This window comes from Glycomyces sp. NPDC048151, assembly GCF_043202775.1.
In the GTDB taxonomy this organism is placed as follows: domain Bacteria; phylum Actinomycetota; class Actinomycetes; order Mycobacteriales; family Micromonosporaceae; genus Glycomyces.
In genome coordinates, this window is record NZ_JBIDBB010000005.1 from 15,756 (window position 1) to 32,860 (window position 17,105).

Annotated in this window: 14 protein-coding genes; 4 read left to right on the top strand and 10 right to left on the bottom strand. The window is 71.3% G+C overall.

Annotated features, from left to right (window positions below; genetic code table 11):
* The first annotated feature begins 52 nt into the window (after positions 1-52).
* Complete coding sequence (locus tag ACGGCP_RS12850) at positions 53-853, top strand: helix-turn-helix domain-containing protein (RefSeq protein WP_392965160.1); 801 nt, start codon at positions 53-55, stop codon at positions 851-853.
* A gap of 64 nt (positions 854-917) precedes the next feature.
* Here ACGGCP_RS12850 and ACGGCP_RS12855 read toward each other — a convergent pair whose 3' ends face one another.
* Complete coding sequence (locus ACGGCP_RS12855; protein WP_392965163.1) at positions 918-1,622, bottom strand: DUF6250 domain-containing protein; 705 nt, start codon at positions 1,620-1,622, stop codon at positions 918-920.
* Positions 1,623-1,756: 134 nt separating this feature from the next.
* Between ACGGCP_RS12855 and ACGGCP_RS12860 the strand changes: the two genes are divergently transcribed.
* A complete protein-coding gene (locus tag ACGGCP_RS12860; protein ID WP_392965165.1) occupies positions 1,757-2,959 on the top strand; it encodes a sulfotransferase family protein in 1,203 nt (400 codons plus the stop codon).
* A 35-nt stretch (positions 2,960-2,994) separates the two neighbouring features.
* On the opposite strand, the gene ACGGCP_RS12865 is transcribed toward ACGGCP_RS12860, so the two are convergent.
* From ACGGCP_RS12865 to ACGGCP_RS12905, 9 genes are all read right to left on the bottom strand, one after another.
* The gene (locus ACGGCP_RS12865; RefSeq protein ID WP_392965167.1) at positions 2,995-3,498 is read right to left on the bottom strand and encodes a rhodanese-like domain-containing protein; all 504 of its coding nucleotides are present in this window, start codon (positions 3,496-3,498) and stop codon (positions 2,995-2,997) included.
* Positions 3,499-3,627: 129 nt separating this feature from the next.
* Complete coding sequence (locus ACGGCP_RS12870; protein ID WP_392965170.1) at positions 3,628-5,478, bottom strand: alkyl/aryl-sulfatase; 1,851 nt, start codon at positions 5,476-5,478, stop codon at positions 3,628-3,630.
* Positions 5,479-5,485: 7 nt separating this feature from the next.
* Positions 5,486-6,484 carry an ABC transporter substrate-binding protein gene (locus ACGGCP_RS12875; protein WP_392965172.1) on the bottom strand — a complete coding sequence of 333 codons (999 nt, stop codon included), beginning with the start codon at positions 6,482-6,484 and terminating at the stop codon, positions 5,486-5,488.
* Positions 6,485-6,508: 24 nt separating this feature from the next.
* Positions 6,509-8,833 (bottom strand): arylsulfatase, encoded by a 2,325-nt coding sequence (locus tag ACGGCP_RS12880; protein ID WP_392965175.1) that lies wholly within the window; start codon positions 8,831-8,833, stop codon positions 6,509-6,511.
* 12 nt (positions 8,834-8,845) lie between these two features.
* On the bottom strand, positions 8,846-9,577 hold the full coding sequence (locus tag ACGGCP_RS12885) for an ABC transporter ATP-binding protein (RefSeq protein ID WP_392965177.1): 732 nt from the start codon (positions 9,575-9,577) through the stop codon (positions 8,846-8,848).
* Positions 9,550-10,356 (bottom strand): ABC transporter permease, encoded by an 807-nt coding sequence (locus tag ACGGCP_RS12890; RefSeq protein ID WP_392965179.1) that lies wholly within the window; start codon positions 10,354-10,356, stop codon positions 9,550-9,552. The genes ACGGCP_RS12885 and ACGGCP_RS12890 overlap by 28 nt, the downstream gene beginning before the upstream one ends.
* Positions 10,357-10,437: 81 nt before the next feature.
* On the bottom strand, positions 10,438-11,319 hold the full coding sequence (locus ACGGCP_RS12895) for an ABC transporter permease (RefSeq protein ID WP_392965182.1): 882 nt from the start codon (positions 11,317-11,319) through the stop codon (positions 10,438-10,440).
* On the bottom strand, positions 11,309-12,100 hold the full coding sequence (locus ACGGCP_RS12900) for an ABC transporter ATP-binding protein (RefSeq protein WP_392965184.1): 792 nt from the start codon (positions 12,098-12,100) through the stop codon (positions 11,309-11,311). The genes ACGGCP_RS12895 and ACGGCP_RS12900 overlap by 11 nt, the downstream gene beginning before the upstream one ends.
* Positions 12,097-13,212: an ABC transporter substrate-binding protein gene (locus ACGGCP_RS12905; RefSeq protein WP_392965188.1), complete on the bottom strand. Its 1,116-nt coding sequence runs from the start codon at positions 13,210-13,212 to the stop codon at positions 12,097-12,099. Before ACGGCP_RS12905 ends, ACGGCP_RS12900 begins: the two co-directional genes overlap by 4 nt.
* A gap of 418 nt (positions 13,213-13,630) precedes the next feature.
* Here ACGGCP_RS12905 and ACGGCP_RS12910 point away from each other — a divergent pair, with 418 nt between their 5' ends.
* Entirely contained in the window at positions 13,631-14,086 is a 456-nt protein-coding gene (locus tag ACGGCP_RS12910) for an RrF2 family transcriptional regulator (RefSeq protein WP_392965191.1), read from the top strand.
* Positions 14,087-14,305: 219 nt separating this feature from the next.
* Positions 14,306-16,948, top strand: a complete 2,643-nt coding sequence (locus ACGGCP_RS12915; protein ID WP_392965194.1) for an immunoglobulin-like domain-containing protein — start codon at positions 14,306-14,308, stop codon at positions 16,946-16,948.
* The last annotated feature ends 157 nt before the right edge of the window (positions 16,949-17,105 follow it).

A 17,105-nucleotide genomic window follows, 5' to 3' on the forward strand; every position in this document is an offset into this window, starting at 1 on the left:
GGCCCCGCTGTACGGCTTCCAGCCCCCGGTCGGTACCCCGTACAGCCTGGAGGTGACCACGGTCGAGGACTTCTTCGACCGGCACGACGACTGGCCGTGGAACCCGCCGCGGCCCGGCCGGGCCACCTTCCACTACCTCATCCTCGTGACCTCGGGCGAGCTGCTGCACGACGTCGACCACGTGACCCGCACCGTCGGGCCCGGCCAGTGGCTGTGGGTCCGCCCCGGCCACACCCAGTGCTGGCACCCGCCCGGCGACGCCCGGGGACCGTTCATCCTGTTCGAGCAGGACGTCCTGCAAGCCGAGACGGCGCGCCTGCTAGCGCCCGCCCTGGCCCACGACGCGCCCGCGGTCCTGACCCCGGGCCCCGACGCGCGCTGGGCCGAGCAGACCGCGCTGCAGCTGCTCGATGAGCACCGGGCGCTCGGACGGCGCCCGCTCGAACTGCACTACGCCCTGCAGCGCAGCCTGCTGGAGGCGCTGCTCCTGCGTTTCGCCCGCCAGCCGGACGCGGCCCCCGCTGCGCCCGGCGACCGGCGCGGGACGACCTACCGGCGGTTCCTCGACCTCCTCGAACTGCACTTCCGCCGACTGCACCACGCGGACGAGTACGCCCGGCTCCTCGGCCTTTCGACCCGCACGCTCACCCGCGCCACGCAGGCCGCCACCGGCGCCGGGGCGCGCGAGGTGATCGACGAGCGCCGACTCCTCGAAGCACGCCGCCTCCTCGGCGCCGGATGGACCGCCGCGGCCGTGGCCGCCCACCTCGGCTTCTCGGACGCGGCCAACTTCGGCCGCTTCTTCCGCGACCGCACCGGCCTCTCGCCCGCCGCCTACGCCGCACGCGACTGAACCGGGCCCTCGCGCTGCGCCAGCCGGAGTGGGACGGCCTCATCGACTTCCTCGCCGACCGGGGTCAGGGGCGGCGCCGCCAGACCTTGAATCCGCCGACTTCGAGGTGGCTCCAGGTAGTGCGCAGCGCGAACCAGCCGCTGTCGTAGGGCTCGGGGTCGGTGTAGTCGAACAGGAGCGAGCCGTTGATCCAGTACTGGATGCGTCCACCGTCGACGACCTGGCGGACGCGGTGGGGCTCGTTCGCGGTGAGCACCGGCTCGGTGCGGTCGTAGATCAGGGGCCGGTTGCCCGGCTCGCCCACGTAGCGGCGGAAGCGGGTGGTGGCGTTGTAGTTGCCGCCGAAGCCGACGTAGTACGCCTTGAGGTGGTCGTACTCGGCGAGCGCGCCGGAGCGGGCGGTGGCGAACACGTCGTCGGGCGAGCGCGCGTCGCGGGCGCCCCAGAAGGTGTTCAGGTCCGAGACGCGGTCGTTCGGGCCGCCCGCGCCGACCGGGACGGCGGTGTACTCGACGGCGTAGGGGCCCTTCAGGAGATGGCGGTACCAGATCGTGGCCCCGGCGGGGACGTCCACGACGAGCTTGCCGCGCCGTGCTTCGACGGTGCCGCCGTTCTCGAGTTCGGCGGTCCAGTTGCGCAGTCCGTGCCGGAAATCGTCCCTGGCCGCGAGGTGCCAGCGGCCCGGGTCGGCTTGGGCCGCACCGGGGGCGATGAGCGCGGCGGCCGCGCCAGCGCCGAGGGCGGCGAGGGATCGTCGGGTGAGTTGCAATGCGGTTCCTTTCACGAAGATCTCCATCGGACTCGCCGGGGCGACGAGACCGACCAAGATTCCTACTAGTGTAGTAGGATTACTCTCGGTCCTGGCTCCGAGACCAGACTTCCCCTGCCCCAACGGAGGACCGCATGTCCGGCGTCCCTGCCAGCACCCGACTGCTCAACACCTTCCTCACCCCAGCGCTCGCCAGCCGGCATTCGCCCGACAGCGTCTTCAGCGGGCTGATCGCCGCCGCCAGCGAGGGATTCGGCGGCCCCGACGGGGACGACACCGTGTTCGACGACTTCCGCGTCCTGCTGGGGGCCCTCGCCAGGACGGACCGGTTCACCGCGCTCGGCTGGCAGACCGCCCTGGTGGACCTCCAGATCCGCGTGGAGAACCGGATCCGGGTGCGGCGCCTCCACCGGGAACGACCCGCGATCGGGCGTGAGGAGGTGCGGGCGCCGGTTTTCGTCGCCGCGCTGCCGCGCACGGCGACCGCGCTGGTGCGCGGCGTGCTCGCCGGCTCCGCCGCGCACCGTGCCCCGCTCCTGTGGGAGATGGGTTGCTCCGAGACGGCGCAGCGCGAGGACGTCCGGCACCGGCACTTCAAGCGCACCGCCAGGCTCTACCGGTCGGTCGGGCGGCTGGTGCCGCGCGGCGACGCGGCGTCGGCGATGGACCCCGAAGCCCCCAACGACTGCTCCTACCTGCTGCCGCACGGGTCCCAGCACCTGCTGCGCGCGGACCTGCCCGAGTACCGGGCCTGGCTGGCGGAGCGCGACTTCCGGCCCGACTACGCGTTCCTCAAGCAGGCGTTGCAAGTCCTCCAGCACGGTCGGCCCCCGGCCAGGTGGGTCATCGAGGCTCCGGTGAACCTGGGCCGGTTCGAGGCGATCCGGGCGGTCTTCCCGGACGCGGTGATCGTCTGGATCCACCGCGACCCGCTCGCGGTGCTCGGCTCCCACTGCGGCGTCGTCGAGGCCTCATGGGCGATGCACCAGCGCCAGCCCGACCCGCGCGGCATCGGCCCGGTGTGGCTCGCGATGGCGTCCAAGGCGATCGAGCGGTCGCGCCGGGCGCGGCTCACCCTGCCCCGCGACGCCATCGTGGACGTGCCGTACGAGTGGCTCGCGGCCCATCCGGACCTGTGGCTGCCGCGCCTGTTCGAGCGCATCGGCACCGGCTGGACCGAGGCCGACGCGGCGAACCTGGGGCGGGTGGCCGCGCTGCCCGAGCCGGGCCGCGTCTACGAGCACGACCTGGCCCGCTACGGCGTCGGCCCGGGGGACGTGGAGGCCGCCTTCGGCGACTATCCGCGCACGGTCCAGCGCCTGGCCGCCGCCCGTTGATCCGGGATCACGAGCAGCGGCTGTCTTTGCGGCGCTTAGGCTTTCGCGCGGTTCCAGGGCAGGAAGGCGAGCAGGCGCGCCATGGCGCAGGTGTTCGTGACCGCCGCGACGACCAATCCGGCGCCGATGGCGGCGGCCAGCCACTTGAGCGGCTCCCAGGCGAGGCTGAGGGCCACGAAGACGATGACGAGGCCTCCTGCGGTCACGCGCACCTGGCGTTCCATGCCCCAGACGCGGCGGCCGTCGGACTCGACGGGCCCGCCGTCGGCCTGCCAGGCGGTCAGTCCTCCTGCGAGGACGGACGCCCTGCCGCCGAGGACGCCCTGGGCCTGTCCGGCCCGGTTCCCCGAGGCGCAGACGAGCACGATGGTGCCCTCGGCGGCGAGCAGCGCGTCCTTCTCGTCGGCGAGCCGGTCGAGCGGGACGTTGCGGGAGCCGGGGATGCGGGCGGTCGCGAACTCCCCGGGCGTGCGCACGTCGATGAGGACGGCGCCTTCCAGCCGCTGGGCGGCGGCGGCGTCGATGGTCGTGTCGGTCATGTCGAGGCTCCTTCTCGATGTCGGGCTTGGCGTTCCTGTGCTGCGGCGGCCGGGCTCCCGCGAGCTGATCGGGAGCCCGGCCGCCGCCGGGCCCGGGCGCGTGACGCCCGGGAGTCCTCGTGTCGCGCCTCAGGGCGTGACGATGGGGAAACCGGGTTCGAACCGGTCGAGCAGGGCGAACAACCGGGGGAGTACCGTGGCGTCGCCTTCGACCTGGAGCGTCGCGAAGACCTCCTCGGGCCGCAGCAAGAGGCCGGTCAGCGTCTCCCTGTCGAGCGTCACGGTCGCGTGCGCCTCCGGGTCGAGCACCCCGGCGGCGGTGTGCAGCGAGCCGTTGGACAGTTCGGTGACGTACGTGGCCTCCGGCAGCACCCAGTTGACCGAGAAGGCGATCCCGGTGGCCTCGTGGCCTTTGAGCCGGACGGCGACGAAGTCGAAGACCTGCTCGGGGCTCATGCCGCGCAGCAGGTCCGGGCTGACGAGGCGGCGCGGGACCGGCGCGATCCCGTCACGCAGCTCCAGCGCCCCGGTCAGGTAGATGTTGCGCCACGCGGCCGACTCGGCCTGGTAGCCAAGCTGCTCCAGCGCGGCGGCCTGGAGCTCGCGGGCGTCCTCGTTGTCCGGCTCGGCGAACACCACCTGGTTCACCACCTCGGCCACCCAGCGGTACTCGCCCTTCGCGAAGTCCTCGCGGGCCTTGGCGAGCACCGCTTCAGCTCCGCCCATGTAGGCCACGGACCGTTTCGCGCTCTCGACCGGCGGCAGCGGGTGCAGGTTCGCGGGGTTCCCGTCGAACCAGCCCAGGTAGCGCTGGTAGACCGCTTTGACGTTGTGGTTGACGGTGCCGTAGTAGCCGCGCAGGAACGGCTTGCGCGCCAAGGACTCCGGGAACTCCAGTTCCTCGGCGATCTCGACCGGCCCCAGCCCGTGGTTGGCCAGGCGCAGCGTCTGGTCGTGCAGGTAGCGGTACGCGTCCCGTTGCAGCGTCAGGAATTCGACGACAGCCTCGGCGCCCCAACGCGGCCACTGGTGCGAGGCGAACAGCACCTCGGCCTCGCCGCCGTACAGCAGCAGCGTCTCGTGCAGGTACTTCGACCAGGCGAGACCGTCGCGGATCTCGGCCCCGCGCGGGGTGTAGAGGTTGTGGAGGGTCGCCACGGCGTTCTCGGCCACGCAGAGCGCCCGGTCGTCGGGCAGGTACAGGTTGAGCTCGGCGGGCGCTTCGGTGCCCGGCGTGACCTGGAAGACGATCCGGACGCCGTCGAGGACCAGCTCGGTGCCGGTCTCGCCGATCTCGACCGTGGGCGCGACCAGGCCGGAGGTGCCCGCGCCGCCGGTGCTCTTGCCCAAGCCGTGGTCGACCTGGCCGCGCGGCGAAGCCGGGAGGAACGCCCCGAACATGTATCCGGCGCGGCGGAACATGGCGTTCCCGGCGGCGATGTTCTCCTCGACTGCGGCGTCGAGGAATCCTTCGGGGGCGACGACCGGGACCTCGCGCCCTTCGGGCAGGACTCCCCGGATCCCTCCGAAGTGGTCGATGTGGCTGTGCGTGATGACGACCGCCTGGACGTCGCGCTCGCCCAGGTGCCCGTTCGCGAGCGCGAGCGCCGCCGCCGCGGACTCGGCGTTCGTGAGGGTGTCGAGGACGATCCAGCCGGTGGCCCCGGCGATGAGCGTCAGGTTCGCCAGGTCGAGGCCTCTCACCTGCCAGATCCGGCCGGGCACCACTTCGTAGAGCCCGGCCCGGGTGTTGAGCCCGGCGTGCCGCCACAGTCCTGGGTGGACGGTGGCCGGGGCTTCGCCGTTCAGGAACGACCAGCGGCCGTTGTCGCGGACGAGGCGGTCTCCGGCGGTGACGGTGCCGCCGGGCAGGACGGCGAGGAAGCCCTTGTCGGCCAGGGCTTCCTCGCCGGACGCGGCGAGCGCGTACGCCGCGGCGGCGTTGGCCGCCTCGGTCTCGGGGGTGGCTGGTGCGCTCATCGGTCTCCTAGAGGGAGGTCGGGGCGCCGAAGACGCCGTTGAAGGACGGGTCGAACTGGTCGGCGGCGTCCTGCGCCTCGATGATCCCGAGCGAGGCGTACACGTCGGACTGGTCCTGCTGCTGGGAGACGACTTCGGCGGTGAGGGGCCCGATCACGCTCGCGGCGCGCTCCTCGGTGGCCGCCACGAGGTCGGTCGGGAGCCCGGTGAGGCCGCCGTAGATCTCGGCCCATTCGTCGACGTGCTCTTCGCGCCACTGCTGCGCTTGGGCGAGCCGGTCCAGGTAGTCCTCGATCGCGGCTTTGAGGTCGGGGTCGGCGACGGCGGCCTCGCGGGCGGAGACGAGGCTGTTGCCGGGGATGAGACCGGATCCGGTGACGATGACCTCGGCCCCGGCCGCCTCGGCCTGGGTCCAGTAGATGCCGAGCGTGGCGATGGCGTCGATGTCGCCGTTGCCCAGGGAGTTCACCGCGTCGGTGACCGGCAGGTTCACCGGCTCGATGTCCGCGAGGGACAGGCCGACCGATTCGAGGGCCTTCACCGTGTGGTACTGGGTGATGGTGCCTTCCTGGAAGGACACCTTGCGGCCCTTGAGGTCTTCCAGGGACGCGATCCCCGACCCGGGCGCGGCCAGGATCGCGTTGTCGGATTCGGCGGGATCACCCGGGGAGGACACGGCGATGGCCTTGAGCCCGATGCCTCCGGCGGCGGCGAAGATGAGCGGGGTGTCGGCGGTGAGGCCGACGTCCACGGCGTCGGCTCCGGCGGCCTCGATGTACTCGGGTCCGGCGTTGACGAAGGTGGCCCACTCGATCGCGTAGGGCAGGTCCTGGTCGAGCCCGGCGGCCTTGAACAGCTCCTGCGTCACCGCGACGGCGCCCAGCTCGCCGACTCTGAGTGTTGTGCCGCCTGCTGCGGCGTCGTCGGAGCAGGCGGAGAGCCCGAGCAGGGCGGCGGGGGCGACGGCGGCGGCGCCGAGGAGGCTTCGGCGGGGGATGGTGCTCATTGGTGTCCTTAGTGCATCGATGGGCTAGTCGGCGGCGAGTTCGGCTTCGCGCTGGATCGCCGCGACGGCTTCCGGGCCGAAGGCGAGTTCGCCTGGGGTGTAGGTGACGGCGACGAGGTCGCCGTTGAACGGGAAGGTGCCGCGCCGCTCGCGCAGGTCCCACAGGACAGGGCCGCGCGCGTCGCGCCCGACCGAGATCCCGGTCCAGGGGGCCATGCCGACCAGCTGGAACCGGCCGGGGAGGTCGGCGACCGTGGTCGGCGGCCGGGAGCCGTCGCCGAGGGCGAGCGTGAAGTCCCAGCGCAGCTTCGGCGTGGCCGCCGCGTGGAGGCGGATGAGCCGCGTCCCGGGCGGGAGATCACCTCCATCCACTATGGAGACGCGGCCGAACTGGTTGTAGCCGAACTTGATCCGGCCGTCCTCGATGTAGAGGACGTAGCCGCCCTGCGGGTCGCCGTGGGCGACGAGGACGCCGTCGCCGCCGTCCCCGGAGAGCTCGGCGTCGACGGTGAACGACCGGTACTGGACGAGCTGCGCGGAGCGGAACCGCTCCAGGACGGGGGTCCCCGGCAGCAGTCGGACGGGGTCGGCCAGGCGTGCATGGGAGGGCCGCCGCGCCTGCGGGCCGAAGCCCTGCCCGAGCGGGAACACGGTGTTGCGCCAGGCCGCCCGCTCCCAGGCCGCGGCCAGTTCCCTGACGATGCCGGGGAACTCGCCGGAGACGTCGTGGATCTCGGCGGGGTCGGAGGTGATGTCGTAGAGCTCCCATTCGGCGTCGTCGAACGGCGTCCCCGGCCGGTGGAGGGTCGCGAGCTTCCAGCCGTCCTTGTAGTAGCCGCGGTGGCCGCCGAACTCGGCGTACTGCTCGGTGCGCGGACTCGCCGCCTCCCGTTTACGCAGCACCTCGGCCAGGCTCAGCCCGTCGCGCTCCTGCGCGGTCCGGCCGCCCCGGTGCGCCGGAGCCTCCAATCCGGCGAGGTCGAGCAGCGTCGGGAACAGGTCGGTGACGTACCCGTACTGGCGCCGGATGCCGTCGTCGCCTTCGGCTCTCGCGAGCCCGGCGGGCCAGGACACGACGAGCGGCACCCGCACTCCGCCCGCGAACATCTGTCCCTTGTAGAACCGGAACGGCGTGTTCGACGCCTGCCCCCAGCCCCTCGGGTAGTGCACGCCGAGCTTCTCGGAGCCGATCAGCTCGGGGTCGTGCGCGACGTCCCGCTCCCAGTCCGAGGGCACCGGGTGGTGCACGAACTGCGAGAAGTAGGTGCGGGTCCCCTCCGGGCCGCCCTCGGCGGTGCCGCCGTTGTCGGAGGTGAACACCACGATCGTGTTGTCGAGTTCGCCGAACGCCTCGACGGTGTCGAGGATCCGTCCGATCGACTGGTCGACCGAGTCGACCATCGCCGCGTACACCTCCATGTAGCGGGCGTACCGGTCGCGCTGGTCGTCGGTCAGCTCGTCCCACGGGGGCACGTCGTACCCGGGTTCGGTGTTGCGCGGCGCGGGCTCGGTGCCCTCGGGGAAGATCCCCTCGGCCAGCTGCTTCGCGAACCGGCTCTCGCGCAGGGCGTCCCAGCCCTCGGCGTACTTCCCGCGGTACTTGGCGATGTCCTCGGCCTTGGCCTGGAGCGGACCGTGCATCGCCACGTGCGCGAAGTAGAGGAAGAACGGCTTGTCGGCGTCGTGCGCCCGGAGGTCCTTGATCGCCGAGACGGCCCGGTCGGTCAGGTCGTCGGTGAGGTAGTAGCCCTCGGGGTACTCGTCGACCTCAGAAGCGCCGTTGTCGACGGTGAGCTGGTTGGGGTGGAAGAACGAGTTCAGGCCTTCGAGGGAGCCGTAGTAGCGGTCGAAGCCGCGCTGGAGCGGCCAGGAGTCCCGGGTGCGCCCCGGGGCCAGGTTCGCGTCTCGGGCCAGGTGCCATTTGCCGATCGCGTACGTGGCGTACCCGTTGGCGCGCAGGGCTTCCGGAAGGCTCAGTACGTCGTCGGCGAGTTCCAGGCGGAGCCCGGGGAACCCGGGGTCGGAGTTCGCCACGGAGCCGTACCCGGCGCGGTGGGGGTTGAGGCCGGTCAGCAGCGCCGCGCGGGCGGGGGAGCACACGGGGGTGGTGTGGTAGTTGGTCAGGCGTACGCCGGTGGCCGCGAGCCGGTCCAGGTTCGGGGTGTCGATCTCGGAGCCGAACGGCCCGATGTCGCTGTAGCCCATGTCGTCCAGCAGCACGACGATGATGTTGGGGGCCCCGGCGGGGGCGGTCGGCTCCGGCGGCCACCACGGGGCCGACTCGGCGGCGGTGCGTCCGATCGTGCCTTCGAAGTCCTCGTAGCCGCGGGCGTGTTCGGGGATGGTCATGGCAGGTCCTCTCTATCGCTCGGATTCGTCGACGCCGAGTTCGGCGAGCAGGCGGTCGCGCAGGTCCGCGAACTCGGGGGAGCGGCGTGGGTTCGTCTCGGGCAGTGCCACCGGCAGGTCCAGGGAGATCCGGCCCTCCGTCAGCACCACCACCCGGTCGGCCAGCGCGACCGCCTCTTCCACGTCATGGGTGACGAGCAGGACGGCCGGGCGGTGCGCCTCCCAGAGCCGCCGCAGCAGCGCGTGCATCTTCAAGCGGGTCAAGGCGTCCAGGGCCCCGAACGGCTCGTCGAGCAGCAGCAGTTCCGGTTCGCGCACGAGGGCCCGGGCGAGCGCGGCCCGCTGGCCCTCGCCGCCGGAGAGCGTGCCCGGCCAGGCCTTCGCCTTGTCGGCCAGGCCGACCTCGGCGAGCGTTTCGAGGGCGCGCCGCTTGGCCTCGGCCCCGTCGAGTCCGAGCACGACGTTGTCGATGACCTTGGCCCACGGCAGGAGCCGCGAGTCCTGGAAGGCCACCGCCCGTCTCCGGGGCACCTCGACCGTGCCGTCGAAGTCGGCGTCGAGACCGGCGAGGATCCGCAGCAGGGTCGACTTGCCCGATCCGGAGCGGCCGAGGAGCGCGGTGAACTCGCCGGGGGCGAGCGCGAGGTCCACGCCTTGGAGCACGTGCTGCGCGCCGAACCGCTTGTCCAGTCCCGAGACGGCGACCGCGGGGGCGTCTACCGCGCTTCGAAGGTCCGTCGCCATGACAGCGTCTTCCTCTCGATGAAGCGGACCAAGAGGTCCGAGGTGAGGCCGAGGAGGCCGTAGACGGCCAGGCCGACGACGATGACGTCGGTCTGGTTGAACGAGCGGGCCTGGGTCATGAGGAACCCGATGCCGCTGGAGGCGTTGATCTGCTCGGAGACGACCAGGACCAGCCAGGAGATCGCGGTCGCGAAGCGCAGTCCGGTGAAGAAGCCCGGGAGGGCGCCTGGCAGGACGACCTTGCGGATGAGCTTCCAGCGTCCGAGTTCGACGGTCCGGGCCAGTTCGGCGTAGCGGGGGTCGACACCGCGGATCGCTGCGTGAGTGTTGAGGTAGATCGGGAAGGTCGTGGCGAACACGACGAGGAAGACCTTGACCTCCTCGCCGATGCCGAACCAGACGATCGCCAAGGGCACCAGGGCGAGGCCGGGGATGGCCCGCAGGATTTGCATGTTGCCGTCGATGAGGTCTTCGCCGATCCGGAAGAGCCCGGCGGCCACGGCCAGGACCACGCCGATCGCGACGCCCAGGGCCAGCCCGGTGGCGGCCCGGCCGAGCGAGACGAGCAGGTGCTCTTGGAGCTTGCCGGAGGCGATGAGCTCGGCCCCGGTGGTGATGACGGTGAGCGGTGCGGCGAGGGTGCGTTCGGGGATGAGCCCGGTGGAGGAGCCGAGCTGCCAGAGCGCGAGGAGGACGAGCGGTCCGACGAGGATCCGCAGCCGCGACAGCCCGGCCCTGAAATCTATGTGTCCTATGGTTTTAGTAGGAATAGTAGTCATGTTGTGCCCCAATGAAAGCGCGAGGTGGTCCCCTTGCCGGACCCAGGTGCGCGGGCCCGGCAAGGGGAGGCTTGCGGTCGTCTACGAGTCCTGGTCCAGGCCCCAGGAGCGGCGGATGCGGTTGTCGGCGGCCCGGAACAGGGCGTCAACGAGGATGCCGATCACGAGGACCGTGATGATCCACGTCAGCACCCGCGGCGCGTCGCTGAACTCGCGCGCGCCCTGCATGAGCGCGCCGATCGAGCCCTGGCCCGCCACGATCACCAGCAGCTCGCCCGCCATGAGCGAGCGCCACGCGAACGCCCAGCCCTGCTTCAGGCCCGACACGAACGACGGCAGCGTCGCTGGGAGTATCACGTGCCGGTACAGCGTGAAGCCCTGCATGCCCAGGACCGTGCCGACGCGCTTCCATGCAGGCGGCACGTAGTCGATGCCGGAGATGATCCCGTTCGCGATCGACGGCACCGCGCCGAGCACGACCACGAACATGATCGTCGACTCCGAGATCTTGAACAGCAGGATCGCCAGCGGGAACCAGATGATCGACGGCATCGTCTGGAGCCCGGTGATCGCCGAGCCGATCGCCGCGCGCAGCGGCTTGAACCGCGCCACCGCGATGCCCAGCACGGTGCCGACCGCGACCGACAGCGCGAACCCGGTGACGGCGCGCTGCATCGTGATCCCGATGGCCTGCCAGTAGTCAGGCGTCGCCGCGTACGCGGTCAGCTCCCGCCACACCTCAAGCGGCGGCGGCAGCACGAACTCGGGCTTCCACCCGCTCCACACCAGACCCTGCCAAGCGCCGATGATGATCACCAGGGCCAGCAGCTTCGGCCAGGTCCCCTCCCACAGCCGCAGGCCGAGGCGGCCGAACCGGGTATCCGAGGCCGGCGTCCGCCCCAGTTCGTCCAGACCGGACACGACGCTCCGGGACTCCTTGTCTTCCAAGGTCTCAGCCGGCATGTCGCGACACCTCCTCCCGCAGCGCGTCGGTGATCTCGGCCGCGAGGTTCGCGACCGGCGCCGAGTCGATCCGCCTGGGGCGCTCCAGGTCCACCTCGTACACGTTGAGCACCCGGCCCGGCCGGGAGCTCAGCAGCACCACCCGGTCGCCAAGGCGCACCGCCTCGCGCACGTTGTGCGTCACGAACAGGACCGTGAGCCCGCGCTCGCGCCAGATCCGCTCCAGCTCGTCGTGGAGCAGGTCGCGGGTCATCGCGTCGAGTGCGCCGAACGGCTCGTCCATGAGCAGGATCGAGGCCTCCTGAGCGAGGGCCCTGGCGATCGCGGCGCGCTGGCGCATGCCGCCGGAGAGCTCGTGCGGGCGCTTGTCGCCGAACCCGGTGAGCCGCACCGTCTCCAGGAGGTCTGCGGCCTGGCGGCGTCGTTCAGCCCGACCGACGCCGCGCACCCGCAGTGCGATCTCGACGTTGCCCGCGACGGTGAGCCACGGGAACAGCGCCGACTCCTGGAACATCATGGCGACCGCCCGCTCCACGTTGTCGATGGAGCCTGCGGTGAGGTCGTCGAGTCCGGCGACGAGCGAGAGCAGGGTGCTCTTGCCGCAGCCGGAGGCCCCGAGCAGGCAGGTGAAGCTGCCGGGGCGGACGGTGAGCGATACCCCGTCGAGGGCCGTGACGGCGCCCGGGCCGCGCCCGTAGCGCTTGACCACGTCGGTCAGCACTAGGGCGGCGTCGGCCCGGGCGGTGTCGTCGACCCGCTCAGTGATGCGGGTCGGGCTCATGCCAGTTCACCCGCCGAGACCTCGTCCTCGCCGCGGTCGCGGAGGGCCTCGTTGAGGATGTCGAGCGCGTAGATGCCCTTGAGGTCGACCTCTTCGAGGAGTCCGACCTCGACGGCGTGTTCCTTGCTGCCCTGGAGGGAGTCGGCGATCGGGTCGGCGGTGAACGTCAGGTTCGCGAAGGCCGCGGCGATGACCGCGTCGTCGAGGCGCTTGTCGGTGAGCGCCTCGATGTGGTCGTTCGCGGCGGTCTGCGCCTCCTCGGGGTTCGCGGCGATGTAGTCGAGCGCGGCGAGGTGGCCTTCGACGAAGGCCTTCACCAGCTCGGGCTGCTCCTGGTAGAAATTCTGGGCGACGATGATGTGCGTGGTGACGAACTCGCCGCCCTCCCACAGCTCGCGCTCGTTGAGGAACTCGACCGCGCCGTGCTTGAGGAGCAGGTCCGAGTAGCGCGGCTCGACGGCCCAGGCGGCCTGGACGGTGTCGTCGTCGAACGCGGCGGCCACCTCGGAGTTCTCGATGGGGGTGACGGCGACGTCGCCGCCGCCGTTCTCGTCGGTGGTGAAGCCCTGGTCCTTGAGCCAGTAACGGGCCGCGACGTCCTGGGTGTTGCCCAGCTGCGGGGTGGCGAGGGCCTTGCCGCGCAGGTCCTCGACCTCGGTGATGTCGGGCTTGACGACCAGGCCCGCGCCGCCTGAGGTGGACCCGGCGAGGATGAACAGGGCCGCGCCCTCGGACTGCGCCCAGCCGTTGATCGCCGGGTTCGGGCCGATGTAGGAGATGTCGATGGCGTCCGCGAAGAGGGCTTCGATCGCGGAGGGTCCGGCGTTGAAGACGGTGGTCTCGATCTTGGCGGCCGCGGGCAGGGTGTCGGCGAAGACGCCCGCTTCGAGGCCGACGAGGGCGGGGGCGTGGGTCACGTTCCCGAAGTAGCCCAGGCGGATCGTGCCGGAGGCCTTGGAGCTGTCGATCGCGGCGGCGTCGACGTCGGACTCGACGGGCTGCTCGTCCTCGCCGCACGCGGCCAGGACGGGGACGGCGGCGAGGGCCGCACCGGCCGCCGCGATGACGCTGCGGCGCTTGAAGGGCTTGGGGGGCAAGGGGATGGCGTTCATGCTGACTCGTTCTCTAGTTCTTCGATAAACTTGATCAAGTTAGTGGGAATTTAAGGCCGGGAGAGGGCTGCTCGCTTGGATTCGAGAAGCCTGGCGGGCACCCGTCGCGTCCTCGACACAGGAGTGCCGCGGCGCCGGGCTAGCGCATGGAGCGGTGACAGAGGGCGCTGGCGGCGCGCATCTGATCGATTTCGCGCCGCCGCGTCAGGAGGGCGGTCGGCTGCATGGGGATCACCGTACCAGTATTCCTATCGAAATAATAGGGCTTCTCGCATCGCGGGACGCCGCTTGGGATTTCCTCCACTGCGGACCTCTCGGGAAGACGCTTTCGCTCCTGCGGGACACCAGGATCAAATATCCTATCAATATAGTAGGATTGAGGCCCAGGCTCGACCCGCTCCAGAACAGGGAGGCGATCATGCAAGTCTCCGCCCGCGCCGAATATGCCGTCCGCATCGCGCTCGCGCTCGCATCGGACTACCCCGACACCCGCTCCGCCGGTTCGATCGCGGCCGTCCAGTCCCTGCCGCGCAAGTTCGCGGAGGTGATCCTCTCCGATCTGCGCCGCGCCGACCTCGTCCACAGTGTCCGCGGCATCGAAGGCGGCTACCGCCTCGCCCGGCCTCCCGAGGCGATCGCGGTGGCCGAGGTGCTCCGCGCCGCCGACGGTCCGCTCGCCGAAGTCAGGGGCAAGCGCCCCGAGTCGACCAGCTACGAGGGCGCGGCGGCGAACCTGCCGCGGCTGTGGATCGCCGGACGCGCGGCCGTGCGGTCGGTGTTCGACGAGGTGACCCTCGCGCAGGCGCTCAGCGGCGAGTTCCCGCTCCACATCAGGGAACTGGCCGCCGACGCCGACGCCTGGCTGCCGCGCTGACCTCCGGCGAGTACTCGCCTCATGAGGCGACCACCTCCTGCGGCGCGTGCCGTTCCCACGTGCGGGGCCGGGCGATGACGCCGGCTCGTGCATCGAAGTCGACGGCTCCCGCGAGCCGGACGGTATTGACCGATCTGAATTGTTCCCGGTAACATTCCCTCGTTCCGTAGGGCGCCGCCCCTCAGGTGCGCGCCGCAGTGGAGATCGAAGGGGATCGACATGAGTGATCGGGTTGCCCGCGAGCGGGCGCGGCCGCGCTTGAGGCGGGCGCTGTCAGGGGCCGCGGGGTTGGCCGTCGCCGGGGCGTTGCTCACCGGCGGACCGGCGGCCGCGGCGGAGGTGCCGACGGCGGGTCTGCTGGCTTCGTACGACTTCTCCGAGACCTCGGGGACGGTGCTGCACGACGGGTCCGGCGCGGGGCGCGACGCCACGGTCGTGGGCGGCGAGGACTGGCACGCCGGGTACATGCAGTTCGACGGGGCCAATCACGTGAAGCTCCCCGACGGCATCCTGCAGGGCGAGGACGCCGCGACGATCGTCATCGAGACGAGCCCCGAGAACCTCGCCGGGGCGCAGTTCCTGTGGAACATCGGCGGCTCCGGCAACGCCGCGACCGGCCAGTTCTTCATCCAGCCCGTCGCGCCGCGGCTGTCGATCTCGAAGACGAACTGGACGGGGGAGCAGACGGCCACCGCGACCCGCAAGCTCGCGCTCGACCAGTGGCAGTCGGTCGCGGCGACCATCTCGCGCAACGGCACCGGCACGACCTCGACGCTCAGGCTCTATGTGGACGGCGAGCTGTGGGCGGAGAAGACCGACTCCACGGTGAACCTCGCCGACCTCACGGCCCACACCCTCAACTACATCGGTCGGAGCGCCTACTCGGCCGACGCGCTGTACCGGGGCAAGGTGTCCTCGTTCCGGCTCTACGACTCGGCGCTGACGGCGACGCAGCTCGCCGACATCGCCGCCGTGGACGCCCCTGCGGCCGCCGCGGAGACCGTCGCCGGGATCGACCTCGACGCCGCCAACGAACAGGACCTCGCGCAGGTCGAGACCGACCTGGTGCTGCCCCGGGCGGGCGGCGTGAGCTGGGAGTCCGACCCAGCCGGAGTCATCGCCGCCGACGGGACGGTGACGCAGCAGGCCGCGGACACCGCTGTGACCCTCACGGCCACAGCCGATGTGCGCGGGCAGACCGCTTCACGCACCTTCGACGTCACGGTGCTGCACGCGCCGAGCGCGGCGGAGCAGGCGCAGCGGGACCTCGCCGCCATCGCCGTCCCCGACGCGGGCGACCTCCGCAGCAGCATCACCCTTCCCGAGACCGGTTCGCGGTACGGCTCGGCGCTCACCTGGACCACCGACCACCCCGAGATCGTCGACGTCGAAGGAAGCGGCGGCATCGCGCCCGGCGTGGTGACGCGGCCCGCCGCCGACACCCAGGTGACTCTCACCGCGACCGCTCAGAACGGCGGCGTCGTCGCGACGCGCGAGATCGAGCTGCTCGTGCGCAAGGCGTACGTCATGCCCGAGACCACCGACTACCTCTTCGCGCACTTCACCGGCACTGAGGACAGCCACACCGACGAGCAGATCTACCTCGCCACGAGCCGCGACGGCGCGACGTTCACCGACACGCGCGCGGACGCCGACCCGGTGCTCTCGCTCGCCCCCGACGAGGGCGACGGCGGCGTCCGCGACCCGTTCCTGGTCCGCTCGCCCGAAGGCGACCGCTTCTTCCTCATCGCCACCGACCTCAGCATCTACCACCGCGGCGGCTGGGGGAACTCGCAGGCGACGACGACGGGTTCCACGAAGATCGTCGTCTGGGAGTCGACCGACCTCGTCAACTGGAGCGAGCCGCGCCTGCCCGACCTCGCCGGGTCCATCCCCGGCGCCGGGATGATGTGGGCGCCGGAGGCGTACTGGGACGAGGCGACGCAGCAGTACTACGTGTACTGGGCGACGCGCTCCACCGAGCAGAACACGTTCGGCGACCCCGTGAACATGTACATCGCCACGACCCGCGACTTCGTCACCTTCTCCGAGCCGCGCCTGTGGATCGACCGGCAGATCTCCATCATCGACACGACGATGTTCAAGGTCGGCGACTGGTATTACCGCGCCTCGGGCGACGGCCAGATCACCATCGAGAAGTCGAAGGCCATCGACGTCCTCTCGGTCTCGCAGACCGCGAAGACCTCCGGCACCGAGCAGGAGTGGGTCCAGGTCGGCACCCTCCAGTCCATCCTCGGCGGCACCACGGAGGCCTGCAGCACCGGCAGGAACTACACGGGCAACTGCCTCGAAGGCGCGGAGTTCTTCCGCTACAACGAGGACGACCGGGGCGCCGCCGAAGCGCTGTACGGCCTCATGACCGACCAGTACGCGGCGGGCAAGGGCTACCTGCCGTTCCGCACCACCGACCCGGGCTCTACCTCGGCCGCCGACTGGAGCAAGGCGACCGATGTGGACTTCGGCGTCCTGAAGAAGCGCCACGGCGCGATCCTCCCCATCACGCAGCGCGAGTACGAGCGAGTCATGTACCACTTCGCGGGCGTCGGCGAGGACCCCGACGCGGGCCCCGTGCTCGCAGTGACCGCCTCGACCCGTTGCGCGGCAGGGAAAGTCGTGCTCATGGCGTCAGTGCGCAACGACGGCGACACGGCGGCCACGGCGGTCGTCTCGACCCCCTACGGCACGAAGACGCTCGCGGCCGTGGCACCCGGGGGCACCGTCTCGGCCGCCTTCACGACGCGGACCGCGTCGATCGCTGCCGGGACCGTCGAGGTGACCGGAACCGCCGGAGGCGGCGAACGCACCGAATCCGCCGACTACGCCGCACTGCACTGCGGATGACGTGGACCGGGGCGGTGGTGCCGTGCCGCCGCCCCGGCCGCCCGCCGACCGGAGTCTCCGGCCCGGGCGGCCGTGCCGGCGATGCGGCTCATGCCACCGCGTCTTGCGGGTGATGTTCCCGTTACCAAAGTCCGGATCGGTACGCTGTGGGAGTCGT